Annotated in this window: 23 protein-coding genes; 10 read left to right on the top strand and 13 right to left on the bottom strand. The window is 41.8% G+C overall.

Annotated features, from left to right (window positions below; genetic code table 11):
- Window positions 1–7: 7 nt before the first annotated feature.
- Window positions 8–1,342 (bottom strand): ATP-binding protein, encoded by a 1,335-nt coding sequence (locus NOS7524_RS01545; RefSeq protein WP_015136693.1) that lies wholly within the window; start codon window positions 1,340–1,342, stop codon window positions 8–10.
- A gap of 336 nt (window positions 1,343–1,678) precedes the next feature.
- Window positions 1,679–3,571: a glutamine--fructose-6-phosphate transaminase (isomerizing) gene (glmS, locus tag NOS7524_RS01540; RefSeq protein WP_015136692.1), complete on the bottom strand. Its 1,893-nt coding sequence runs from the start codon at window positions 3,569–3,571 to the stop codon at window positions 1,679–1,681.
- Between the two features lie 121 nt (window positions 3,572–3,692).
- Here glmS and NOS7524_RS30875 point away from each other — a divergent pair, with 121 nt between their 5' ends.
- The gene (locus NOS7524_RS30875; RefSeq protein ID WP_268741975.1) at window positions 3,693–3,815 is read left to right on the top strand and encodes a hypothetical protein; all 123 of its coding nucleotides are present in this window, start codon (window positions 3,693–3,695) and stop codon (window positions 3,813–3,815) included.
- On the opposite strand, the gene psaC is transcribed toward NOS7524_RS30875, so the two are convergent.
- The gene (psaC, locus tag NOS7524_RS01530) at window positions 3,804–4,049 is read right to left on the bottom strand and encodes a photosystem I iron-sulfur center protein PsaC (RefSeq protein WP_012411495.1); all 246 of its coding nucleotides are present in this window, start codon (window positions 4,047–4,049) and stop codon (window positions 3,804–3,806) included. The genes NOS7524_RS30875 and psaC overlap by 12 nt on opposite strands.
- A gap of 545 nt (window positions 4,050–4,594) precedes the next feature.
- On the opposite strand from psaC, the gene NOS7524_RS01525 reads away from it, so the two are divergent.
- Both NOS7524_RS01525 and NOS7524_RS30380 read left to right on the top strand, forming a co-directional pair.
- Window positions 4,595–4,966 carry a DUF6464 family protein gene (locus NOS7524_RS01525; RefSeq protein WP_015136691.1) on the top strand — a complete coding sequence of 124 codons (372 nt, stop codon included), beginning with the start codon at window positions 4,595–4,597 and terminating at the stop codon, window positions 4,964–4,966.
- Window positions 4,935–5,153 (top strand): hypothetical protein, encoded by a 219-nt coding sequence (locus NOS7524_RS30380; RefSeq protein WP_015136690.1) that lies wholly within the window; start codon window positions 4,935–4,937, stop codon window positions 5,151–5,153. Before NOS7524_RS01525 ends, NOS7524_RS30380 begins: the two co-directional genes overlap by 32 nt.
- Window positions 5,154–5,219: 66 nt before the next feature.
- Here the strand turns inward: NOS7524_RS30380 and fmt are convergent, their stop codons facing one another.
- On the bottom strand, window positions 5,220–6,224 hold the full coding sequence (fmt, locus tag NOS7524_RS01515; RefSeq protein ID WP_015136689.1) for a methionyl-tRNA formyltransferase: 1,005 nt from the start codon (window positions 6,222–6,224) through the stop codon (window positions 5,220–5,222).
- A 933-nt stretch (window positions 6,225–7,157) separates the two neighbouring features.
- On the opposite strand from fmt, the gene NOS7524_RS01510 reads away from it, so the two are divergent.
- Window positions 7,158–8,462, top strand: coding sequence for a hypothetical protein (locus tag NOS7524_RS01510; protein WP_015136688.1), 1,305 nt, complete (start codon window positions 7,158–7,160; stop codon window positions 8,460–8,462).
- 197 nt (window positions 8,463–8,659) lie between these two features.
- Here NOS7524_RS01510 and minE read toward each other — a convergent pair whose 3' ends face one another.
- From minE to NOS7524_RS01485, 5 genes are all read right to left on the bottom strand, one after another.
- Window positions 8,660–8,959, bottom strand: coding sequence for a cell division topological specificity factor MinE (gene minE, locus NOS7524_RS01505; protein WP_015136687.1), 300 nt, complete (start codon window positions 8,957–8,959; stop codon window positions 8,660–8,662).
- A 31-nt stretch (window positions 8,960–8,990) separates the two neighbouring features.
- Complete coding sequence (minD, locus tag NOS7524_RS01500) at window positions 8,991–9,797, bottom strand: septum site-determining protein MinD (protein ID WP_015136686.1); 807 nt, start codon at window positions 9,795–9,797, stop codon at window positions 8,991–8,993.
- A 46-nt stretch (window positions 9,798–9,843) separates the two neighbouring features.
- Complete coding sequence (gene minC / locus NOS7524_RS01495; protein ID WP_015136685.1) at window positions 9,844–10,935, bottom strand: septum site-determining protein MinC; 1,092 nt, start codon at window positions 10,933–10,935, stop codon at window positions 9,844–9,846.
- A 200-nt stretch (window positions 10,936–11,135) separates the two neighbouring features.
- Window positions 11,136–12,461 carry a four-carbon acid sugar kinase family protein gene (locus NOS7524_RS01490; RefSeq protein WP_015136684.1) on the bottom strand — a complete coding sequence of 442 codons (1,326 nt, stop codon included), beginning with the start codon at window positions 12,459–12,461 and terminating at the stop codon, window positions 11,136–11,138.
- 5 nt (window positions 12,462–12,466) lie between these two features.
- Entirely contained in the window at window positions 12,467–13,132 is a 666-nt protein-coding gene (locus NOS7524_RS01485; protein ID WP_015136683.1) for a hypothetical protein, read from the bottom strand.
- Between the two features lie 169 nt (window positions 13,133–13,301).
- On the opposite strand from NOS7524_RS01485, the gene NOS7524_RS01480 reads away from it, so the two are divergent.
- Window positions 13,302–13,955: a PAP/fibrillin family protein gene (locus NOS7524_RS01480; RefSeq protein ID WP_015136682.1), complete on the top strand. Its 654-nt coding sequence runs from the start codon at window positions 13,302–13,304 to the stop codon at window positions 13,953–13,955.
- A gap of 44 nt (window positions 13,956–13,999) precedes the next feature.
- Here NOS7524_RS01480 and NOS7524_RS01475 read toward each other — a convergent pair whose 3' ends face one another.
- Window positions 14,000–14,194, bottom strand: a complete 195-nt coding sequence (locus NOS7524_RS01475) for a hypothetical protein (protein ID WP_041555068.1) — start codon at window positions 14,192–14,194, stop codon at window positions 14,000–14,002.
- A 309-nt stretch (window positions 14,195–14,503) separates the two neighbouring features.
- On the opposite strand from NOS7524_RS01475, the gene NOS7524_RS01470 reads away from it, so the two are divergent.
- Window positions 14,504–15,706, top strand: coding sequence for a glycosyltransferase family 4 protein (locus NOS7524_RS01470; RefSeq protein WP_015136681.1), 1,203 nt, complete (start codon window positions 14,504–14,506; stop codon window positions 15,704–15,706).
- A gap of 57 nt (window positions 15,707–15,763) precedes the next feature.
- On the opposite strand, the gene NOS7524_RS01465 is transcribed toward NOS7524_RS01470, so the two are convergent.
- Complete coding sequence (locus tag NOS7524_RS01465; protein ID WP_015136680.1) at window positions 15,764–16,696, bottom strand: NAD-dependent epimerase/dehydratase family protein; 933 nt, start codon at window positions 16,694–16,696, stop codon at window positions 15,764–15,766.
- Between the two features lie 512 nt (window positions 16,697–17,208).
- Between NOS7524_RS01465 and NOS7524_RS01460 the strand changes: the two genes are divergently transcribed.
- Window positions 17,209–17,448: a hypothetical protein gene (locus NOS7524_RS01460; protein WP_015136679.1), complete on the top strand. Its 240-nt coding sequence runs from the start codon at window positions 17,209–17,211 to the stop codon at window positions 17,446–17,448.
- A gap of 316 nt (window positions 17,449–17,764) precedes the next feature.
- On the opposite strand, the gene NOS7524_RS01455 is transcribed toward NOS7524_RS01460, so the two are convergent.
- Entirely contained in the window at window positions 17,765–19,051 is a 1,287-nt protein-coding gene (locus NOS7524_RS01455) for an alkaline phosphatase (protein ID WP_442789484.1), read from the bottom strand.
- 165 nt (window positions 19,052–19,216) lie between these two features.
- Between NOS7524_RS01455 and NOS7524_RS01450 the strand changes: the two genes are divergently transcribed.
- The 3 genes from NOS7524_RS01450 to miaB all read left to right on the top strand — a co-directional run bounded on the left by NOS7524_RS01450 (window position 19,217) and on the right by miaB (window position 23,275).
- Complete coding sequence (locus NOS7524_RS01450) at window positions 19,217–20,629, top strand: carotenoid oxygenase family protein (RefSeq protein ID WP_015136677.1); 1,413 nt, start codon at window positions 19,217–19,219, stop codon at window positions 20,627–20,629.
- Window positions 20,630–20,898: 269 nt separating this feature from the next.
- Complete coding sequence (locus NOS7524_RS01445) at window positions 20,899–21,591, top strand: choice-of-anchor R domain-containing protein (RefSeq protein WP_015136675.1); 693 nt, start codon at window positions 20,899–20,901, stop codon at window positions 21,589–21,591.
- A gap of 319 nt (window positions 21,592–21,910) precedes the next feature.
- Window positions 21,911–23,275, top strand: a complete 1,365-nt coding sequence (gene miaB / locus NOS7524_RS01440) for a tRNA (N6-isopentenyl adenosine(37)-C2)-methylthiotransferase MiaB (protein WP_015136674.1) — start codon at window positions 21,911–21,913, stop codon at window positions 23,273–23,275.
- Window positions 23,276–23,498: 223 nt separating this feature from the next.
- On the opposite strand, the gene NOS7524_RS01435 is transcribed toward miaB, so the two are convergent.
- Window positions 23,499–23,768, bottom strand: a complete 270-nt coding sequence (locus NOS7524_RS01435; protein ID WP_015136673.1) for a hypothetical protein — start codon at window positions 23,766–23,768, stop codon at window positions 23,499–23,501.
- Window positions 23,769–23,878 lie beyond the last annotated feature (110 nt).

The following is a 23,878-nucleotide window of genomic DNA, read 5'->3' as shown; positions in this document are numbered from 1 at the left end:
ATTATATTTATCCTTCGTTGTTTAAATAGTAATCAAAGGTTTTTTCACCAACCTCTTTATTCGATGAAACATTTAATAATTGTTTAACTAGCTCAATTTCTTCAAGAGGTTTACTATATTGTATGTTGCCCCGTTTTTCACGAGGAGGAATTGCTGATTTTTCTGGAATCTGAAAGGTGGTAATTGTATCATCAATGTCAAATACAGAGTGAAGTGAAGTTTGCAAATATGCTTGCTCAAGTAAGCTTTCAGATATCTCACCACGCTCTACGCGGCTTTTTTCATCTGCCATTTGTCTTAAAAATGTGATCACTGGAGTCGTTAATTGAGATATTTCTTGTTTGACAGATTTATAAATTGGTGAATCATAATCAATCCCTGTTTTTGTTGTAGTCCAAGGCAGATAAGCAGCATCATCAGACTCGAAGAAAGCATAGCCTCTAAAGAATGCAAAATCAGCATGATATTTTGGAAAACCAGCTTTTGTGCCCCAACCTGTTATTTCAGTTTGATCAGCTTCAAGAACCATGCGTTCATTGCAAAATATATACCATCCACCTTCATTTAAATTTCTCTCTGATACACCAGCATACAATCTAACGCGCACTGGTGTATCTATTTCATGGTTTCCAAAGCAGTTGTATTCTTTTTCAAATTTTGCAACTTGAATTTTGTCAGAACTACGAAAATTAAGGGGAGTAGCAATTAGATATTCATTATTTATGCTAATGCTTAAACCTTTTTTTATTTTTAACGAATATGCAATAGTTAATTCTTGTCTTAATTGTGCTAAAAAATTTTCTAATCCTAAATCATCTGATACACTTTCATGCAATTTCTCAATCAATATTCGAGTTCCAATAGCATCAGAATCAGAATCAATACCTTCCTGAACTTCTGAGAACTCAAATGTCCATTCATCCTTCTTCTTCCATTCCTCTACATCTTCTGAAACTACAAATTTCGAGCTAGAGGTAGTTGATTCAACTGTAAATTTTTTTCCAATCTTGAAAAAAGCTCTCTTCATCCCGATTCCGAACCTTCCAATTGATTTTGGTGTTAATTCAGAATCACTGGATCTTCCAAATTTGAAAGCGTACTCCTCTGCCTGCTTTACCGTTATTCCTCCACAATTATCTTGAATTTCAAATTGATATTTGTTAGCTAAAATTTTTATCCAAAGCCCTTCATAATTCTCATTGCTTTGTAATTGAGTTGCACCATCAACTGAGTTGTCAACAAGATCAATAATCGCACGAATAAGCGGTATATCTCGCACCAACATATATATAAATAACTCTTTAGTAGGTTCAGCATTAATTACTCGTTGATTACCACTCATTTGATTTTACTACTGCAATTTATTCAATTTGTTTCCAGCCGTGTGTTTTCAATAAACTATCTTTTGATAAGAAGTCTGGTATTGTAAGCTACTCTTTACAGTCTTTGCAACTTCCTCGACCAAAACCTTTTTCCATGTATCGCTTTAATTGAGTTTTCCTGCATTTTCCTCTGACCCTAACAATAAAAATAACCTCTTGGAATGATTGCACTTTTACTTTGTACAATCATATTCTCTTAGAGGTTATTGTTCAATCGCTTTATTAAGCATTGAATCCAATTATTTATTGTTCAAGCGAATTATTAAGCCGTTCAATCATTTAAGTATAAAATTATACTATTCAACAGTGACTGATTTTGCTAAATTCCGAGGCTGATCAACATCCAAACCGCGACGGGCGGCGATATGATAAGCCAATAGTTGCAAAGGTACAACTGTGAGGATGGGTGATAATAATTCATCCACTGATGACACAGGTAGTAAATCATTAAATATTTCTGCTGCTTCGCCATCGTTGACAGGAGTCACACCAATTAACCTGGAATCTCTGGCTTTGGCTTCTTGGGCGTTGGAAATTACCTTTTCATATACATTACCGGGAACTGCGATCGCCACTACAGGAACTTTCGCATCTAACAAAGCAATGGGGCCGTGTTTCATTTCTCCAGCCGGATAACCTTCAGCGTGAATGTAGCTGATTTCTTTTAATTTCAATGCCCCTTCTAAAGCAATGGGGAAGTTAATCCCTCTACCCAAAAAGATGAAGTCTTGAGTATCAGCAAATTCATGGGCTAGGTGTTCGGTTAATTCTTCCTGGCTTTCTAATGTATCTTCAATGGCTTGGGGAATCTGGCGTAAACCTTGGATAATTTCTGCTAGTTTTTCTGCTGCTATTGTCTGACGGCGAGCAGCTAAATCTAACGCTAAGGCATAAAACGCCATGAGTTGAGCAATAAAGGTTTTAGTCGCAGCTACACCGATTTCAATTCCTGCCAGGGTATTGATGATATTAGACACCATTAAACCAAGGCTACTTTCTGGGCGATTGGTAATCCCTAACAGTCTAGCTCTATATTCGGAGGCTAGTCCTAGGCGGCGTTCTTTTTCCATTGCTAAAGCCGCTAAGGTATCGGCGGTTTCCCCAGATTGGGTAACGCCAATAATTAAGGTATTCGGTGTGAGGGGTGACGGTGCATAGCGATACTCAGAGGCGTAATGTACCTGAGTAGAAATTCCGGCTAATTGTTCGAGTAAGTATTTGCCTACTAATGCGGCGTGCCAACTTGTACCACAGGCGACGATGTGAATTTGTTCTAAGTCTGAGTAAAATTCTTCAGGTAAGCCCAGATGCACTGGAGATTGATGATCATTCGCCTCATGCTCAAAGTATGCTTCTAAACTTGCCCTTACCACTCCCGGCTGTTCGTAAATTTCTTTGAGCATGAAGTGTTTGAATCCCTGCTTCTCTACCATCGTGGGATTCAAGTTGAGCATCCGAGGCTGTTTTTTGAGCCTGTCACCAGCAAAATTATAAATCTCCACTCCCAAGGGGGTGAGACGGGCAATTTCGCCATTTTCCAGGGGGAGGACGGCGCGAGTATAGGCTACGATCGCTGGCGTGTCAGAGGCGCAGAAAAACTCCCCTTGACCAAATCCTATGACTAAAGGTGCTTGCTGGCGAACTACAATCAACTCGTCGGGGTAGTCAGCCGAAATGACTGCGATCGCAAATGCCCCTTCCAGATGATTAGCGGCTTGACGAACTGCCTCTAAAAAGAGAGAGGGGGACAGGGGAAGAGGGGGAGAGGGCAGATTTTTTAAATATTCTGCAATCAGGTGGGGAATGACTTCTGTATCGGTTTCAGAACGGAATTGATGCCCTTTGGTTTTCAGTTCCTCACGTAACTCACGGTAGTTTTCAATAATCCCATTTTGGACAACGGCGATTCGCATAGCCGTATCCATGTGCGGATGGGCGTTATGTTCCTCTGGCTTGCCATGAGTTGCCCAGCGTGTATGTCCGATTCCTATTTGGGCAGGAGTTGCCAATTGTTCCAGTTTGGAACGTAAATTGTAGAGTTTCCCTTTGGCTCGTACACAATTAACCTCTCCTTCCCAAACCGTGGCAACTCCTGCCGAGTCATAACCCCGATATTCTAGTTTTTCTAAACCTGCCAATAAAATTTCTGTTGCTGCTTGAGTGCCTATATACCCAACAATGCCACACATGACTCACACCACCCTTTGTTCTGGAGAATTAAATCCAGTATAGATGCTGGTCAAAATGTCGCGTTGCACCAAGAAAAAAAGGAGCAGATTGCCCCTTTTGCCACTAGGTATATTGTTATTTTTGAAGTTTGACATTGTAGGATGGGCGATCGCCGCCCACCCTACAATGCTAAAGATGCTTGCTATCGAGACACTTAATGGTAAGCCAAATCAGGAATTAGAAGTGAATTCCTTAGTAAGCTAGACCCATACTGCGAGTCGTTTCTGCGCCCAGGTAAACCCGGATGCTCAAAAAGTCGGTGGGGCAAGCAGTTTCACAACGTTTGCAGCCTACACAGTCTTCTGTACGGGGGGAAGAGGCGATTTGAGCAGCTTTGCAGCCGTCCCAAGGAACCATCTCCAGAACGTCAGTTGGGCAAGCGCGGACACATTGGGTGCAGCCAATGCAGGTATCGTAGATTTTTACGGTATGAGACATTGAAAAAACGGCTCCTTTCCAGTGTTCTTTTCTGTGAAAGAATCATAATCAAGGCATAGTTTACCGCAGTCGCTTATACGCCGTAAGTAAAAGGCTACATAACTTCAAACAATTTAATAGGCACTTTGGAATTTCTGCTTTTACGCGATCGCCCCCTTTTCCTATAAAACAGCCACATTAGAGTCGCGTATTTGTGCCAATAACCTCATGAGAAATTTCGCTAATTTGTAACGATATATAAAGGAATATTTGAGTTAAAAACTTCCACCCAGTAGTTATCTATCGTACTGATTAACATTCCTCTATCAATTACTAATCTTGAAGAGAATGTAACGATATTTTAATAATTAAGCAAAAATTACCAATATAGTGTGTTGCAGAAATTGTCTTGGTACTGGAATGATAAATTGATAACTAGCGATCGCACTGACAGCAATTTTTAGTTACACCACTCCCCACCGCCCATTTCCTACTCCCTATTTTTAGCTACCTAGGTAGGCTCCTGCGATACCATTTTTATAATGTAAATCACATAATATAAACTTATGGAGCCAGATTCTTTACCAACTGAGGTAATTCTGACGCATCCACGTCGCTCCCTCGGTAAAGTTCAACTCGATTGGACACCTCAACCCGGAAACTATCTTGATTTCCAAGGCAAAACCTACGCAGTTTTAGAACGCCGCCATAGATATCAATTTAAATCAGGGCGTTATCGCTTGCACAACATAGCCGTTTACGTCCAATCTGCTCAAAGGCCAGCAGAAAAAACTTTAGTCGCAGGACGTTGGGTAGTTGGGGATGCTAGCTGTAAATATAATGCCCATTCTGAAATCATTCGCTGTGCAGTTAACCCCAACGGCCCTTGCGAATCTTGCCGTTTTTATGAAATATCAGACAGTGTTGATTGCTGTTAGGGACTTCCAGATCAAAAAAATATCCAATAATGTATGGTGCGTCAGTGCGATAGAACCTAACTATACCCAGAAATTATTCATACTGACGCACCCTACCAAACCAGCAATTTCGGATTATTTATTTTTTGGTGTTCTCTTAGCGGTAGCGCAGCGTTTAGCAGGTGCTGTTAGCGGAGCGGGGCGTTAACATCTTAGAATATCTACTCCCTATTCCCCATTCCCTACTCCCACCCTCAATTACTGTCTTCGGATACTAACTTCCATTACCTAGCACTTCTCCTACAGTTAGACGCGTACCATTCACAAAATCCCATCCTGACTGGGGACGTTTCCCAGCTAGCTGAATCTCTCGCAATAGCAAAAGTCCCTCACCAGTTTGGATGACTGCGCCTATTCCCTTGGCGATGCTTACTACTTCTCCTGGGCTACCGGATATATTGGATAAATCAGGTAATTTTTGATAAATTTTCTGTAATTCCGGTGGTAGCTCATCTCTGTAAGTAGCACCAAGGGGAAGGGCAGCTATAATCTTTAAAGTCTGGTCACGAAAGATAGCAGTGCAATTGGGGTAAAAACCTCTAATTTGATTGTGCAATTGTATAGCACTCTTTGACCAATCTAAACCATAATCTTGCTTTTGAATTAAGGATGCGTAGGTGGCTGCATCATCATCTTGAGGAATGGGTTGAATTTCCTGGCGTTGCAGCTTGATTAATGTTTCTATCAATAAATCGCCACCAATTTCAGATAACCTCTTAGCTACATCCTGAGCATTGTCTAACAAGCCAATTGGTGTAGTAGCCTTGAGTAGCATGGCTCCAGTATCCATCCCTACATCCATCAGCATCGTAGTGATTCCGGTTTCCTGTTCCCCGTGGTACAAACACCATTGAATAGGAGCAGCACCACGATATTTTGGTAAAATCGAGCCATGCACGTTAACACAACCTAACTTTGGCATATCCAAAATCTTTTGTGACAAAATTTGCCCATAAGCAACCACCACAAACACATCTGCATCTAGTTGCTGGAGATGTGTCAAAGTTTCCGTATTTTTTTTCACTCGCTGCGGTTGCCATACTGGGATATTGTAATGATTGGCGACAATTTTTACGGGTGATGGTGTAAGTTTGTTACCACGCTCTCGACGTTTATCTGGTTGGGTGACAACTGCCAAAACTTCAAATTCTCTGTGACACAGCAATTTTTCTAGGGTGGGAACAGCAAATTCAGGTGTGCCAAAAAATACAACTTTCATTAATTTTTATGTAATTAATTATTTCGTCAAGAGTTAATGGTAATCTGTTGATTATTGAATTTGTACATACTCAATAGATAAAATACTGATCAAATAATTCCTCTTTCCTGGGGGAACTACATCAGTCCTTATCTAAGTCATCAAAAACTGAATTGAGCGTGACAAAATCGAGATTTTCTTGATAGACTTGTAACTAACTTAGCAAGCAGATAAGCAGATATCAACTGTGTCTGTTGCTAGTATTTCTAATAATTTAGCTACATCTACCAAGTAACTCCCAGGAAATATTCTGCCCCTTGATTCGGCTTAGTGTGTAGTTGCGTTTTTTAACAACATTGCCTTAGTGGCTATGTTGTGCAGTAGGTAATGGCAATTGTGAAACATCCCATAGAAATTTCTGCCTCATGGTAGATGCTAAAGGTGTTTTTCAGGTATTATATGTTGTGCGTCAGCTTTCCCAAGTTTTAAAGTAACGCCTCACTCAAACCGTTATCGGGGTCTGTACTGTTGTTACAAGTGTCAACAGGTAAGCTTAATCTGGCTGATGTTACTCTCAACAGTTCAGTTATAAAGCTCTATCTTTGGGCTATCTATGTTTTTAGCCCAACATATAGATTTAGTGTTGTCTAGGCAATGCCACTTTTTGCCAGTGGTTAAGTCTTGGGCGCAGTAATATGTTTTTTTCAGGCAGTCATTTGACAGTGGATCTGCTGGTTTTTAGGTTGGCAGATTTTTCCGTAAAACTCCTTAATTTTCATGACAAGGTGTGAAGGATGAAACTATTTTTCTGTAAAAATCCCCAAATTTAAAAAAATTTTCTTCTTGATCTCGTTAAACCTTTGAGTTTGTTGTTATACCTGTAATCATCACCTGTTTCCTTGTCAGATAAATATTGCTCCTCACACAGCAACCGCCCCTCTGGAGAGTCCCCCCATGCTTAAACCCCTCTTGCTGTCAGGATGGTTCCGCGTCCAACCATTTCTTAATTATTTTGTTCTTGTTATGCTAATTGCGCCTCTAGTGGCAGCATCGGCTCATTCTAGTTCAGCCAAGCAATCAAAAGTCGTCAGCAAAGTTGCTACTGAAACGGAAGAATCTGATGCTTTACCACAGGAGATAGCTACTGTTCGTGAATCAGATTTAGTTGAAGTATTAATCACACCTCAAAAAAATTCCAGCACCAGAGAACTGGAAACTTTACCACAGGAAACAGTGGTTGCTTTACCAACAGACAATTTTGAGTCTTTGCTAGCTAAAGAATATATCCGTTCCGACAGTGATATTCCTGTTAATGATTCATTAGCAGCTGTAGAACTAGCACCACTGCCAAAAACACCTGATAGTCAATTAAGTGCCTATAAAAAAATTAATGAAGTTGATCTTTATTCAATAAAAGAGAACAGCAATATTATCCAGAGGGAAACACTTGATGAGAATTTATTGGCAGCAACTCAAGCTATGCCAACTCTTCGAGAATCACAACCTGATGCTGCTGAAGATGTTCCTATAGTTGAACAACCAGAGCAAGCAGCAACAGGAGAAAACGATCCCATTGGTAGTCCTCATCCTATTCCTTGGAAGTGGATTGTATCTACACAACAAGCTATTGGTTCTCAAGGTAATTCGAGGGTGCGTTATTACCGTAGTTTACCGGTGGTGTCTCCTGATGGTAAGTATGCGGTTTATAGCAGAGTGGAACTCGAAATTAAACCGGAAATGTACAACAGTAAAGTTAATAGTGTTTTGTTTGTCGAAGAGAGGGCAACTAAGAAATTACGGATCATGGCAGCTACAACTACTGTGAAAGATCCGTTATTAAGTAGGCAGGAGAAATTAGCAGCACAATCCCCTAGAGATGGGAAAATCGGCGTATTAGTGCCTGTGAGTTGGTCAGAGAAGAGCGATCGCTTCCTAGCACGCAAGTTTGAAGGGGTGTTTAACACAGGTGATTCTACAGATCAGGCCGTAATTTGGGATCGCGAGAAAAACCAAACTAATACAGTTGCGCCTGCACAAAACGAAGATGAGCATGAAAAAATTGCCGTCTTGTTAGGTTGGAGTAAAAACGAACCCGATCATGTCCTGTTCCGTGCAGGGGAAATGGGGGAAGAAAACTGGCCTTTGGTCAAAGTAGCTGTGGATGGTAAAACTGGAGCCACCACAGATGCTGATCAGCCCGTAACCTATGGTGACAAGGCGACGGAAATTTGGTCAGGGCCACAAGTGGCATCTCGTTAGTGATGCCGAATTGTAGAGTTGCTAGGGTGCGCCAGTACAAATAATTTCCCGGACTGATACATCCTAAATAGCCAAATTAGTAGGGGTGCAAGGTTTTGCGCCCCTACGCGCATATTATATTCATGGAATAATTGCCATAAATAATTACAGAGTGTCGTCAAATGTCACACTCCTTAATAGACGCTGTGCATCAAAATCTACTGAGATGTTTCAGTCCTCTCCAACTCAGGAATAGTTTCTTTCACCCGACGGATGGGTAAATTAGCAATCAAAGCTGTTGTGCGTTGATTACTTTCTAGAGAAAACTCTAAACCATCTGTTTCAACTTCTACATAACGGCAGACGATTTCTAAAATTTCTTGCCGCATTTTTTCTAAAGTCTGGGGATCTAAGTCAGCGCGATCATGAGCAATTACCAATTGCAGGCGACGTTTGACTTGAGAACGACTGGTATCAGGAGTACGGGAAAACAGCTTGTCTATGAGTTCAATGATCATTGCTGGTAGTATGAGGAGACTGGAGAATTAATTAAACGATTTTAGTGCGTAACAACCTTCGTAGACGAGTGAAGATGTTTTCTTGGGGTGCATCGAGGTCGAGAAATTCGACGGTTTCTCCTTCCAATCTCCGAGTAATATTTTCAAAAGCTACGGCAGCTAGAGAGGGGGTTTCCCCTAAAACTAAAGGTTCGCCGCGATTGGTGGAGACAATTACACGTTCATCATCGGGGATAACCCCAATTAAAGGTATCGCCAAAAGTTCCTGGACATCTTGGACAGACATCATATCATTCGCCCGCACCATTGCTGGTCTGATACGGTTAATGATTAAATGCACCCGCTTAATACCTTGTGCTTCTAATAACCCCACTACTCGGTCAGCATCCCGCACGGCAGAAATTTCGGGAGTGGTGACAATTAGAGCTTCTTTGGCGGGAGCGATCGCATTTTTAAAGCCATTTTCAATCCCAGCCGGGCTATCAATAATCACATACTGATACTTTTGCGCCAGTGCATTTACCAGTAACTTCATCTGTTCTGGTGTGACAGCATCTTTGGTACGATTTTGGGCGGCTGGTAGTAGTACCAAGTTAGGTTGACGCTTATCTTTAACTAAAGCTTGTTCTAACCGACATTCTCTAGCTAAAACTTCCACTGCCGTATAGACAATGCGGTTTTCTAACCCTAGTAGCAAATCCAAATTCCGCAAACCAAAATCCGCATCTACTAGGGCAACTTGACGACCCATTTTAGCGATCGCCATGCCCAGATTTGCCGAAACTGTTGTTTTCCCCACACCTCCTTTACCGGAGGTAATTACAATAATGCGAGTCATGATAAAAGTGTGCTGGATTAGGGTTAAAGAAATATATTAAATGTATTTATGACGTTTGATTAATCCTAGTTAAAAGGTTTCTCGAAAAATCAGTATTTCTGACGATGCGAATTCCTCTTGGGGTAATATGTGCTACTTCGGGGAAAAACTGCGTCGGTAATTTTTCGGGCGACCTAGCTACAGCATCAGCGATTCGTAACTGGGTTGGTTCCATGTGCAGTGCCATAATTAGGCACTCACGATTACCAGCCGCACCTGCATGAGCCACACCACGTAGACGACCCCAAACTAAGATATCCCCATCTGCCACTACAATACCACCTGGATTGATATCTCCTAATAAAATTACAGTACCAGGGTGACGAATTTCTACTCCCGAACGGACTGTCATTTCCAGATAAAGAGCATCGGCTTGGGGGTTTGGGGTGGCTTTTGGCTCTGAAGAGAGGGAAGTTGTTGGCTGTAATTGTTCTACAGAATAGCCGGATGTCACAGCCGCGATCGCTGTTTGTCGCCGACTGGTAGCCACAGATTGGAGATGCAGTTGCACCTCGCTAAAGGTTTCCGCTAGTTGTTGTAGTTGCCTGGCATCCAAGAGACGATCATGGGCGACAAGATGCACTGCTGTATTTGGTGTACGTAGGCGATCGCCTGCCATCAAACGGAATTTTAACTGTTGCCAAATCTCAGACCAAGCAAATTCTGATGCTGGTATTTGTAATTCTGTCGGTAAAATTACTAATAATCGCCCGTCCTCAGTTTTGAATTGCACTTGGACGTTATTTTTGGCTGCTGAGTCAGCATCATCAAGAGTCAATAAACTAGAATCAGCATCTAAATCGACATCTGGATCTAGCAACAGCGAAATCGCAGTTAAATCCTGGCTAACAGTATCTGATTTGACGATAGTAGGAGTTGGCGGTACCTCTACACTAGCAGCATCAGATGCTTCATCTGTAGATTCCGAATTGGACTTGAGAAACAGCAGCACAGAATCTAGCTCGGCATCGGGAATTATCGAATTAGATTCTGCTTCTACAACAGAATTTAACTCTTGCTCAGTCATATCTACATCAACATCTGCATCAGGAAGTGCAGCATTTGGCTTTAAATTGGGGACAGCAGAATCAGAACTCATGTGGCTCTAGCCAAAATTAAAGGTATACACCCGGTAATTACCAATTCGTTATCCCCTATGGTCAACCAGCTACGTCTTTGTGAGATTTTCTCTGAGACTTCAGAGTTAGCATCTGTAGCTTTCTAGGGAAGAATTGGTGTAACTACCAATATTAAACTAACCAACCTTAAACTAGATGCAAAATTCAACAGTATCTTCACTTAAGTATTTTTCGTTAATCTTTTGTAACTTATCCCCAAGGCATCAGCATCACCAACGTTACCTGGAAACAGCACCACTGGCAAGTTAGGGAATTGGGGATGATCATCTGGGGTGATTACCATTGAACAACCAGCTAAAATCTGTCCGAGTAACCGCGCTGAAGTTAATGCCAAACCACTACTCAACACATCATTGGAAGTAATACCTCCCTTGCTGATCAGAAATCCAATATCAGCAGGTAAGCCGCGTACAATATCCATTAATAAGGCGGAGACTTGAATGCCAAATTGCAAGCGGGTTTTGACATCAGGAAATGTCAGTTCTTGGCGGCTAGTGTAAACTACTGGTGTTTTACCAGCGTTGTGTACTGTATAAACCCTATCTTGAATCTCCGTCAGCAGTTTAGCAGCTGTATCTGGCTGGTTGTCCAGTAATCGTGCTACATCTACTTCAATGCCCACGGTTCCCTCAACCTTTAACAACGCCTCTAGTTGCTGCGTTGTCTTTTTCACATGGGAACCAACGATGACTGCACCTGGCTTACCTTGACGCACATACTCAGCCATATTTTCCGCCGCAATGGGTTGGGGAGGTAAGGCGGCTAAGGCGGTTAAGATGCTGGCGGCACTGCGAAATAAAAAGCGTTTACCTTGACTGGCGGCGGCTAACAAGTCTACAGCAAAGCGATTGAGATCCGCTTGGGTTTCACCATCAACCACAGCGCACTGATTACCTGTGAGTTGCAGTAGGCGTTCTAAACTGCCGGCACGAATATCAGCTAATAAGAACCTGGCTACAGCTGACTCTGGAATTCGTCCTTGGGTTTTTTCTTCTACATACTTGGGTAAGTAGCTGTGATGGTAGCCGAAAACTGAATCACGGGCAAATTCAGTTTCATGGACTGGGGTGGGTACACCATCAATTATCAAGTAATGTATGCTATCGCGGGTGATGCGTCCTCCTTCAAAAAAGGCAGGGACGAGAAAATGAGCATCAAATGAGCCGAGTTCCTGGGCGATCGCATCGGTTTCAATGGGATAATGTCCCCGCAAGGTGGAATCAGAACGGCTGACAACCAAAAAATCTGTTACACCTTCTGCCGCTATAGCTAGCTTTAAGTTCTGACACACTTCTTTAGTGACGGCTGCGGCTGACTCTGGTGGTAGGGATCTGGTATTTGTCAACACGAAGAAAATCGGCGAATCATCCCGCAACCCCAGGCGTAAAGTATCCACATCCCAACGCATTAGCAGCAAACAGCTATGGACTGTTTGAGAACCGGTAGGATCATCATCTAAGACGATTATTTTTGGTTTGTTGCTCATGAAAGTCAACGGGAAGATTGTAGGTTTCTGAGTTGCGCTTGCACATCCAAGGCAATCTGCAATGCTTGATTTAAAAGTAGAGTGTATTCACTAGCCTGAGAATTGGCTTGTAAAGCTGGGATATTGTTTAAACTCTTGACAGATAAATCTTGGTTTTCGGCAAGCAGTTTTTTATTATCCCGCAAAAGACGCTCTGTTTTGAAAGCGTGGACTAAATCTTCTCGCAGTAGTTGCAGGGCAGTGATAACTTTATCTCTATTATGGAGACTATCATCTAGTTCCCCAGATACTGCCAATTGGTCATTGACATCCACCGCGACAATTAAGCCTTGATACTGATCCACTGCCTCTAAAAGCTTTTTGAGGGATTTGGGACTCTTGGCACGCGGCCAAAGCGATCGCCCTAGTAAGACTACAATCAAGACTATAATGAAGAGAATAATTCCCAATGGCATCGCTGTACCAATGGTAGGCAGAATGATTAAGCCATAACCCAAGCCAACAATCACGGATGTGATGAGCAGCGATACTAAGATTTCATTTTGCCAAAATTTTAAGCGGTTTTCTGGGGTGGCGATCGTTGCCGATCGCAGAACTGTATCGGGAGACACCTCAGTTAAGCGCCTGAGTTCACCCTTGCTAATTTCCAAACCTATCAAGTCCGGCTGCACAACTGGATACTCCTAGGCAAGTGCGAGTTGCGTATTTAATTTTAGTTTGGTTTTGAGGCTAGCGATCGCTAGCCTCAAAACCAAACCTTCTCAAAAATTTAATTCCCAGACAGCACCGAAATAGGGCTTAATACAATTAATAGGCTATGTGACAGGAGGTATTTAACCCTTGAATAATCGACTTGTATTAAAAGAGAAATTACAAGCGCAACTGGAGAAACTCCAAATTAACAGCAATGGTTCTCCTGTCACCAATTTGCAGATAGATAAAACCGTAGCCGCAGAACTTGAACAATTGACGGCGGAACTTGAAAGCTGCAATCCTAATCCTAGCCCTCTTTTGTATGCTACTGCTTTACTAGAAGGAGCTTGGCAACTGCAATACTCCACTGCTAGAGAAATCCGTAATTTAGATTCTCTGCCATTGGGATTGAAGTTAGGTAAAGTCTATCAAGTGATTGATGTCTCTAATAAACAATTTTTTAATTTAGCTTTTGTCAAACATTCTCTGGGTTTACTATCGGGATATGTAAAAGTAACAGCTAGCTTTGAACCCGCCATAGAAAATTCCTCACCTGTACCCAACAAGCGTATCAACGTCTATTTTGACAAACGCTATCTATCAATTGAGAAAATTGTCAATATTAATACCCCTAAACTCAACCCATTTAAGGTAGTGCCAGCTAATAATCCTCAAGGCAGAGTTGCTACCCTTGATATTACTTATCTGGATGAAACATTGAGAATTGGACGGGGAGGTGAAGACAGTTTATTTATTCTGACTAAATCTTCTGATTTAACTGAGTTTAATCACGGCTTATAAGTCTATAAAACTATAGATTATGACTGAATATTAAGCCAAAAATCTTACGATTGTGCCATTTCTTCTGGATTTAAATCAAAGTCAATTGATGCAACAGAGAGATGATAATCTTCACCTGTATCTTTTAAGTTAAACTCAACGATGAACCTTTTAATATATGCAAAGTATTTATTTTTTCTAGTAATTAGCTCTGCAATAATTCCCTTAACATGCAATGAGGCTGTAATTTGGTTGCCCATTACAGCTATTAGAGGTGATATCAATAGAGTAAAATCAGTACATTGCTCTCTGCGTCATCAACTTGCTAAAAAATATACTAAAGATTTACCCCAGCCAGTACGTTGAAAAACGAATGGGTTTTAGTATTGTAATCCACGTAATTGTGCGGTAAAATACACCAGTATAATCAAAAACTTTTATCTAAATTACAAAAAAAAGTTCAGTAAAGAGCAAAATTGCTCACATCACTAAACTAAATTCCTCGTAATTTTTGCATTTAAAACAATTGTCTGAACTCATGTAATCCGGGCATTATCATTTTAATTAATATGATGAAAATCAACAATTCTCAAAAACTGCGAGTAGCTGTAGTTGGGCCTTATCCCCTCAATCCCAGCAAAGTTGTCGGCGGGATTCAAGCAGCAGTCAGAAACCAAGTTAACGGACTCAAGAACTTTGAGGATTTAGAACTTCATGTTGTGACGGTAGATTTTGACGGACAAAATGAGTTAGTCCCCCAACCTGCTATACAGTTTCACATTCGTAAATCTAGTCAAGGATTGAATCAATTTCTCTTATACTATCTGGATCGTCAGTGGGTAACTCGAACTGTAAAAGAAATTAAACCGGATGTGGTGCATATTCACGGAACAAATTTTTATGCCTATGCAGCCCAAACTTGGGATTTTCCCACAGTATTTAGTGTGCATGGTGTAACGCAAACAGAAAATAAGTTTGTCAACTATCAAGAAGTAGGACTATTTCATCGCCTTTATAGAAAAACAAAAAGCTACTTCAATACATACTTTGAAGTTGAGAGTTTAAAAAATGCTCGTCATGTGATTATTATCTCACCCTATGTAACTGATGTACTGAAGAATTACCACATCGAAAACCTTCACTTCATCAATAATCCTGTAGATGAGCCTTACTTTCAACTAGAAGACCGTTCCCAACCTAATCGCATACTATTTGCGGGTATTATTCATGCGCGCAAGGGAATACTCACTCTGATTAAGGCTATTGAATTGGTGCGTCAGGTAGAGCCTGATGTTGAGCTACACGTAGTAGGTAAGGTATATGAGTCTGAATATGAAGCCATGCTCAAGTCCTACGTTCAAACTCATCAATTGGAAAAGTACATCATCTTCCGAGGACACCTAAATGATGAGGAACTTCATCAGGCTTTTGCCGAGTGCCAAATGCTAGTATTGCCTTCCCAAGAAGAAGTATCCCCGATGGTGATACAACAGGCAATGGCTGTAGGTAAGTCTGTGGTGGCAACTGCTGTGGGAGGAGTACCTTACTTAGTGGAGGACGGTAAGACTGGGTTGCTAGTTCCCTATGGAGATCCTGAAGCCTTGAGCAAAGCTATGATTAAGTTATTAGCCAACCCGGAAGAAGCTAAACGCTTAGGTGCTAGGGGTCGAGAGATTGCCCGCGATCGCTTCCGTGTGGAATATACTTGTAACCAGACCCGTAATCTCTACTATGAGTTAGCCGATAAATCTCTAAGTAGTCTATCGGTTTAACTAAGCTTGCTGAATTCACCTCCCTACACTCCCGTGAGAGGGAGGTGATTGATCATTCTAGATGGTGTACAACTCAGCTTTACACCAGTTAGCAAAAGCTTGAACGCCCTTTTCTAAAACAACAGAAGGTTCAAATCCTAATGATTGGAGTTTAGTAATGTCAGCTTGCCAGTTAATAGGAATTCCAGAAGGAATGCTACCGTCAAACTGAGGTACACAATCATATCCCAACGCATCTATAGCTAAGTTCGCTATATGTTTAATTGTAGTTTCACGTCCAGAAGCAAGATTGTAAACTTCACCATACATAGGTGCGGTAGTAGCAACAATCTCAATGGCTTTAGCAATATCAAGAGCATGGATAAAATCTCTGCTTTCTGTTCCTGTACCACGGAGGATGAGAGAATTTTCTTGTATGACTTTATGGCAAATATCCCAAAGGACTTGACGACGTAATCCAGCACCATAGGCTGAAAAAATTCTGATGCTAGCAGTTGATAAGTCGTAAACTTTGGCAAACTCTAAGGCTAATTTTTCAGATTGCCATTTATGAAATCCATAAGGTGAAATTGGACATGGTTCTTCATCTTCTCTCACTGGTCTGGAGCTAGGATTACCATACACTGCCGCACTAGATAAAAAAATAAATCTACACTGAGGAACACAGGTTCTTAAGGAATTTAAAACCTCAAAAGTCAGTACAGTATTTGCATAAAAATCTTCTTGCGGCACAGTCATTGATAAATTTACTGAAGCTCTGCCTGCACAGTGAATAAGTAAGTCAGGACGGTATTTTTCCAGTAAATTATTCAATTCATTATTAGGTAGTTCAAGACAATGATAAGCTTGAAGGTTAGATAGAGGGGCATTCTCAGGAGAAGACTTACCTATGCCAACCACTGTCCATGACATTCTGGTGAAGTGATGTACAACATAGCGACCAATAAATCCACTGGCTCCTGTCACTAAAACTAGCTTGGGTTTTGTCATGATAATTTGGTTACTAAAATGCTGTAATTGATAAAAAATCAGTAAATTCTTTGCTGAAAATTCATAGAAAAAATATTTTATTTTATTACTTAGTAGAAAACATTTTTAATATTTTTTTAAACTTATTATATTTTTTGCTGGCTGATTCACAGAACATTTCTAATTTTCATAACTTAGTCACATTTTTGCAGTGTGATCAACAAACAGCCATCAACAATTAGGCAAGAAAATTTACTTTTCACCCTAAGTGCGTACAGGTAATTAACGAACATAAATTTTACATATTTTTTGCAAGTTTACCACTAGATTATTTATTCTGAGCAGAGTAAATAATCTAAATTATTAATTTATGTCACAATAGTGCTTTATGATACCAGCAAATTATTTCTCAAGAATATGAATAAATCAATAACATGAATAATCTTTGTACTTTTTCCTACGCTTTTGGGTGGATGAATGACTCCGTAAACATGAGTAGAAATGAATTAACAGCCTAACAGGAGAGTAAAATAATGACTCAAGGTAACGGACATTCCCAAGAGCCTATTAGCAACTTAGAATACGACTTTCTCACAGTGCTACAGAACAAAGCAGAAGCCGTGAGAGCTTATGAAACTTACATCGAAGATGCAAAATCTGTTAATTCTCAGCCTTGTGTAGATTTATTCCAAAGATTACGCCAGTCTGAAATTGAGCAAGCACAAGAGATTCGTAATCATCTGCAACAAGTGATGCAACACGGTAAGATGTAAGATTAAAAATATCTAAATTAGTTCGACATTGCCCCTACTTTCATCAATCTAGAAAGTGGGGGTGCTACACCAATTCGCAATAGCCTACGGCAAGGCTAACGCCTACGCAACGATGCTCCCGCCCCGCTCCGCTCTAAGCGCAGCTATGCCGTAGGCTTTACGCAATTAAAAAACTTAGATGTAGCAAAGCTTTCAGGGTTTACATCTGTATCAGGTTTTTCGTGAAATGGTATTAGTAGGGTAATCCCAGATTTATGTGACTGATGCACCCTACTGAATATTTACGTGATAAATAGGCTCTAAGAAGATGATTTTGCTACTTGTTTGCTGGCTGCTTACCAAAAAGCGTGCGGTACATCAGACGATAAATATCGGTGTTATCGACTGTGCCATGCAATAGTTGAGCATTCAACCCATGAGCTTTAGCAACGATCGCTCCTGTATTATCGCCGAAACCAGACCAAGCGATCGCAAACGGAAAGCGTTTACCTTGTTTGTCTGGTGCAGAAATAAACGGTAAGCTACCAGTGCCGTTTCTCCCATCCCACGGTGCGCCATTCTTTCCTTGTGCTGGTAAGGGCTTATCAAAGGGAAAATCTTTCTCTGTAACTCCCACCACTTCTAAACCACCAGCATCACTATCGGCGGCGGTGACTAACAAGGTATTAGGGTTTTTCTGAATAAAATTCATCGCTACCCCAACTGCATCATCGGCACGTTTCAGAGCCTCTAAACAACCCACAGCATTATTAAAGTTACCAAAGTTATCAGTTCCCTCTTCTTCCAAGACAATCAAAAAGCCATTTTGCTTTCCAGACAACAGCCTTAAAGTCACTTGCAACTGTTCGGCAACTGTCGGGGCGCTTTTAACATACAACGGTAAACCCTGCTTTTTTAAATTCTCCTCTGTGTCGTCGTTGTAAGTGTCATCGGCGGCGAAAATGCCTAAGACTTTTTTGGTGTTGGTGGGTAGTTTCAGCAGTTCATCACGGGTATAAACCACGGTGTAACCCTTTTTCTTCGCCAAATCTACCAAATTTATGCCATCGGTGCGTTGACTTTGTTGGGCTGTGGAGTGTCTTCCGGCTGTACCTTTGGGAAGATACCACTTTTCACCGCCGCCGAAAATTACATCTGCTCCAGACTCAACGATTTGTTTGGTGATGTCTGCAAAGTTGCGCCGGTTAGGTGACTTAGCGACAAATGCCCCCGTCCCTGGTTCGTGAATCATCCCAGAATTGATGATAGCTGTGGCTTTGCCAGCTGCGATCGCTTCTTCCATAATTGTTTGTGGTTTCCCAGACAACGCCACCACTGGCTTACCAGCTTCATCCAAACCAAAGGAATCAGCATTTACCTTCACCCCTGTAGCATGAGTCACTGCCCCACCGTTAGAAGTCGCGGTGAGTTGATTTTTCATGTGTCCGAGATAGACAGCTAAATTAGACATTTTATCCCAATTCAGCCTGCCATCTGGCCCTTTGTAAAGCATCCGCGCCGCACCCCAATGCGCTGCACTTGTACCATCAGGATGAATGAATATCACATTACTTGAGCCAGAAGTTTTAGCTGATAACTGTGATGTCAAGATTAAGGTAAGCATGACAGCCAGAACAGCAATCCCAATTACCTGTTGATGAATTGGCTTAAACATAGTTTCTCTTGAGTAATGATAGAAATAATAGGCAAAATCATATAGACGCGAAGTTTCGCATCTCTACAAAGGTTGTGAAATCACTTGATTTAATTTATCAACCAGTAATTTTATATGCAGACAATTGATAAGAAGTCAACTAAAAGAGCCTGGGCAGGGGCAATAGCTGAACCAGCCAAAGAATTTCCTCTGACACCATTGCCAATTATCTCCGGCAAAATCCCCACAGGCTTGCGTGGTACACTCTACCGTAATGGCCCCGCCCGACTAGAACGCGGTGGTATGGGTGTCGGACACTGGTTTGATGGTGATGGGGCAATTCTCGCTGTCAATTTTACCGATGCAGGCGCTAGTGCAGTTTATCGCTACGTGCAGACTGCTGGCTATCAACAAGAAACCGCCGCCGGTAAATTCTTGTACGGTAATTATGGCATGACTGCACCCGGCCCCATTTGGAATCAATGGCTTAAACCAGTCAAGAATGCAGCCAATACTTCTGTCTTGGCGTTACCTGATAAACTCTTGGCATTGTGGGAAGGTGGTCAACCTCATGCCCTAGATTTACAAACCTTAGAAACTTGGGGTGAAGACAGTTTAGGGGGTTTAACTAATGGCTTAAACTATTCTGCACACTATAAACAAGACCCCCACACAGGTGAAATTTTTAATTTTGGTATCAATCCGGGAGTCAATGGCACACTCAATGTTTATAAAAGTGACTCCACAGGTAAGATTATCCAAAAAGCCGCATACCCACTCAATGGTGTGCCATTGGTGCATGATTTTGTCCTAGCCGGACAGTACCTAATATTTTTCATCCCCCCAGTCAGGCTAAATATGCTACCTGTATTGGTAGGGGTAGATAACTATAGTGATTCCTTAAAGTGGCAACCACAATTAGGTACTCAAATTATCGTAATTAACCGTGAAACCTTATCCTTGGTTAGCCGTGGCGAAACAGAACCTTGGTATCAGTGGCACTTCGGTAACGGTTATGTTGATGATAGTGGTGCAGTCATTGTCGATGTCGCCCGTTACCAAGACTTTCAAACCAACCAATATCTTCAAGAAGTAGCCGCAGGTGAAACTCATACCCCTGCTCAGAGTACACTTTCACGAGTGACGCTGAATCCCCAAACTGGTAAAGTTACAGCCATTGAGCAATTGTTAGATAGACATTGTGAATTTCCGGGTGTACCACAGCAAAACGTTGGGCAAATGTCGCGTTACACCTATATGTCGGGATTTCGCCCAGGTACAGATATTAGCCAAGAAATATTAAACGCGATCGCCCGGTTCGACCACAAGACCCAAATCCTTACCGAAGCCAACCTAGGAGAAAATCGCTATCCTTCCGAACCCATCCCTGTAGACGATTGGGTGTTAACAGTGGTATATGACGGCAATTTTCATCGTAGCGAAGTTTGGGTATATGATGGCGATCGCCTAGACCAAGAGCCTGTTTGCCAACTAGAATTACCCAGCGTCATCCCCCACAGTTTCCACGGCACTTGGCGAACTGCATAAATTGCTACAATGCTCTTATTTACCTTGGGTTCCTATGACCTCCGAGCAACTTGAACAAAGTTCTCCACAACTCGAAGCACGAGTCGCAACTTTGGAGGCAGAACTAGCACATATGAAACAATTGCTCCTTCCACAATTCTCACATTTTTAAGGCTGATGAGCGTTTTGACGCTTCACAGAAATTTAATACTTAAATCATTAATAATACTTAGAGCTATGGTAATTTTACGTATGTAATCCTTTGCATAGTATCTAATTCTTTTTACAACATGATCAAAAGTTTATCTACTTCTTTGGCATTAGCAGGCATTAGTGGCTCCCTTGTATTCATGAGTCAGATTAGCCCTGCTAGTGCCATCACTTTAATTGGTAATCTCCCACAAACAAATGATCTGGTGCGAAGCCAGATTGCAAGAGTAGGCTCTGAAGTCTCAGTGAAAGCATTGGGTTTTACCCTACCCACGGGCAGTGATTACACCCTCACCAACGTGATACTGCGGCTAGAGGACTATAATCCTGGTGAACAGCCGATCGTCCAGATTCGGAATGATGTGGGAGGTTTGAATCCAGGTAATACCGTTCTTGCCAGTTTCATCAATCCAGCCTCCCAAGGTTCGGGAATCTTTGATTACACATTTACTCCCACTAGCGCATTCACGTTCCTCGCAAATACGAAATACTGGTTATACGTTAGTAACAACTTTGGTGATTTTGATTTTCGTGGTTCCTTTCCGGCTCAAACTATGACAGGAATAGCGACTTTGGCTGGAAACCGGTACAGTACTAACAGTGGTGTGTCTTTCGTTAATAGCAATGTCCTCAACAGTTTCCAGATCAACGTCACCGAAGCAGTAACTCCTGTTCCCGAACCAACTACGATCGCAGGAATTATGGTTGGATACGGTTTCATGAGGTGGAAGAAAACTTCTGGTAAGTCAAAAAAAGCTAAAGCATCAGCATAAAGGTTAGCTGGAAAACCCCTGAGAAACAATCTGACTTTTCACGGGATCTGGAAGACCTCTCTCCTTGTAGGAGAGAGGCTTTGATTTCTGCCCCTTCCCTTGAAGGGAAGGGGGCTGGGGGGTTAGGTCTGACGTTAACTTTTCCACATAACGTGAAAACCCCTGAGAAACAATAACGCAGTTGCGTTTTTCGTACTTTAGCCAGGGGATGAAAAGCAATTGGCAGGTTAAAACCTGGCAATTGCTCTTGCTCTATTCAGATAGAATAAAGAAGAACACAAAACATATTTAACATCCAGCTAACTCAGCACAATTTCCCATGACCACTTCTAACCGCCGCTATCACATTACTACCTTCGGTTGCCAAATGAATAAAGCCGACTCAGAGCGCATGGCTGGCATATTAGAAGACATGGGCTTTGAGTTTTGTGAAGATCCTAACCATGCAGATGTCATTCTCTACAATACCTGCACTATTCGGGATAATGCCGAGCAGAAAGTCTATTCTTACCTCGGCAGACAAGCCAAGCGCAAACACGAACAGCCAGACTTAACTTTAGTTGTGGCTGGTTGCGTCGCCCAACAAGAAGGGGAAGCACTATTACGGCGAGTGCCAGAATTAGATTTAGTCATGGGGCCACAACACGCCAACCGCCTCAAGGATTTATTAGAGTCAGTCTTTGCTGGCAATCAAGTTGTGGCCACTGAAGCAGTCCACATTATGGAAGATATCACCCAAGCACGGCGAGATAGTACTGTGACAGCTTGGGTAAATGTGATTTATGGCTGTAACGAACGCTGTACTTATTGTGTAGTTCCCAATGTGCGTGGTGTAGAGCAGTCCCGCACGCCAGAAGCTATCCGCACCGAAATGGAACAATTAGGACAGCAAGGTTACAAAGAAATTACCCTCCTCGGTCAAAATATTGACGCTTACGGACGAGATTTACCCGGAGCCACACCAGAAGGACGACATCTGCACACCTTCACCGATTTGCTGTATTACGTCCATGATGTGCCGGGAGTGGAACGTCTGAGATTTGCTACCAGTCACCCCCGTTATTTTACGGAGAGATTAATTAAAGCTTGTGCCGAATTACCCAAGGTCTGCGAACACTTCCATATTCCGTTCCAATCTGGGGATAACGAACTATTAAAAGCAATGGCGCGGGGTTACACTCATGAGAAATACCGCCGGATTATTGACACCATTCGCCACTATATGCCGGATGCGTCAATTAGTGCTGATGCCATTGTTGGTTTCCCTGGGGAGACGGAAGCACAGTTTGAAAATACCTTGAAATTGGTGGATGATATCGGCTTTGACCAGTTGAATACGGCCGCCTATTCTCCCCGTCCCGGCACACCCGCCGCCTTGTGGTCAAATCAACTAAGTGAAGAAGTGAAAAGCGATCGCCTACAAAGATTAAACCATTTAGTGAACGTAAAAGCAGCCGAGCGATCGCAACGTTACCAAGGACGCATTGAGGAAGTGCTGGTAGAAGACCAAAACCCCAAAGATAAAACCCAAGTCATGGGACGCACACGGGGTAATCGTCTGACATTCTTCACGGGGGATATCAATGAGTTAAAAGGGCAATTGGTGAAGGTGAAAATTACCGAAGTTCGCGCTTTTAGCTTGACTGGTGAACCTGTAGAAGTGCGGCAAGCTTTGCCAGTTTAATTAAAACTTTGTTGTAGCAGAATGTACTTTCAGGCGATCGCCTACTGTGAGTGCTAGAAGCAATTCCTCTGACACTCACAGTAAAACAATTGGTTGCTTGCTTAAAAGTGGGTAAAAAATTCTGACCTGTGATCAAGACGCAATCAGCAAACAAAACCATTATTACAGTAATGATTTTTGTTTGCTCACAATAACCCATTTTTGGATGGATGAATTAAGATTACTAATAATTACAAAAGTTATCTACTCTGATATCCCGCCAAATATCAGAAACCTGCCATCCTGAATTGCAAACTGATTGCACTACAGGATAGTCGCGTTGTGGAATATAGGATGGTGCTTTAGCTGCAATAGATAAATTTGATTGTTCTTCAATTATCGGCTCTGAAACATCAAGAGTATCAGCTTGAAGATTTTCTTCTTCTGCTTCCTCCATCATCTTCATCTTCTCCATCAGGATTTTTTCCGATTTTTTGATGAGTCTTATATCCATTTGATTTTCTCAGTGTGAAAGATTGACAGAAAAAAGAGCGTCTACACTTGGATTCTTGGAGAGATAATAAAGTTCTTCAAGAATCATGAGATAGATCCGTAAGAAAGTTT

It is taken from the genome of Nostoc sp. PCC 7524, from assembly GCF_000316645.1.
Classification (GTDB): Bacteria; Cyanobacteriota; Cyanobacteriia; order Cyanobacteriales; family Nostocaceae; genus Trichormus.
The sequence above is the reverse complement of the archived record's forward strand: the minus strand, read 5'-3'. Positions and strand labels throughout refer to the sequence as shown.

Coding starts and splice junctions, on each gene's coding strand:
- NOS7524_RS01545 (WP_015136693.1), bottom strand. CDS start 1,342: ATGAGTGGTAATCAACGAGTAATTAATGCTGAACCTACTAAAGAGTTA.
- glmS (WP_015136692.1), bottom strand. CDS start 3,571: ATGTGTGGCATTGTTGGGTATATAGGCACTCAAGCAGCAACAGAAATT.
- psaC (WP_012411495.1), bottom strand. CDS start 4,049: ATGTCTCATACCGTAAAAATCTACGATACCTGCATTGGCTGCACCCAA.
- NOS7524_RS01525 (WP_015136691.1), top strand. CDS start 4,595: ATGGAGCCAGATTCTTTACCAACTGAGGTAATTCTGACGCATCCACGT.
- NOS7524_RS30380 (WP_015136690.1), top strand. CDS start 4,935: ATGAAATATCAGACAGTGTTGATTGCTGTTAGGGACTTCCAGATCAAA.
- fmt (WP_015136689.1), bottom strand. CDS start 6,224: ATGAAAGTTGTATTTTTTGGCACACCTGAATTTGCTGTTCCCACCCTA.
- NOS7524_RS01510 (WP_015136688.1), top strand. CDS start 7,158: ATGCTTAAACCCCTCTTGCTGTCAGGATGGTTCCGCGTCCAACCATTT.
- minE (WP_015136687.1), bottom strand. CDS start 8,959: ATGATCATTGAACTCATAGACAAGCTGTTTTCCCGTACTCCTGATACC.
- minD (WP_015136686.1), bottom strand. CDS start 9,797: ATGACTCGCATTATTGTAATTACCTCCGGTAAAGGAGGTGTGGGGAAA.
- minC (WP_015136685.1), bottom strand. CDS start 10,935: ATGAGTTCTGATTCTGCTGTCCCCAATTTAAAGCCAAATGCTGCACTT.
- NOS7524_RS01490 (WP_015136684.1), bottom strand. CDS start 12,461: ATGAGCAACAAACCAAAAATAATCGTCTTAGATGATGATCCTACCGGT.
- NOS7524_RS01475 (WP_041555068.1), bottom strand. CDS start 14,194: ATGGGCAACCAAATTACAGCCTCATTGCATGTTAAGGGAATTATTGCA.
- NOS7524_RS01470 (WP_015136681.1), top strand. CDS start 14,504: ATGATGAAAATCAACAATTCTCAAAAACTGCGAGTAGCTGTAGTTGGG.
- NOS7524_RS01465 (WP_015136680.1), bottom strand. CDS start 16,696: ATGACAAAACCCAAGCTAGTTTTAGTGACAGGAGCCAGTGGATTTATT.
- NOS7524_RS01460 (WP_015136679.1), top strand. CDS start 17,209: ATGACTCAAGGTAACGGACATTCCCAAGAGCCTATTAGCAACTTAGAA.
- NOS7524_RS01455 (WP_442789484.1), bottom strand. CDS start 19,051: ATGCTTACCTTAATCTTGACATCACAGTTATCAGCTAAAACTTCTGGC.
- NOS7524_RS01450 (WP_015136677.1), top strand. CDS start 19,217: ATGCAGACAATTGATAAGAAGTCAACTAAAAGAGCCTGGGCAGGGGCA.
- NOS7524_RS01445 (WP_015136675.1), top strand. CDS start 20,899: ATGATCAAAAGTTTATCTACTTCTTTGGCATTAGCAGGCATTAGTGGC.
- miaB (WP_015136674.1), top strand. CDS start 21,911: ATGACCACTTCTAACCGCCGCTATCACATTACTACCTTCGGTTGCCAA.
- NOS7524_RS01435 (WP_015136673.1), bottom strand. CDS start 23,768: ATGGATATAAGACTCATCAAAAAATCGGAAAAAATCCTGATGGAGAAG.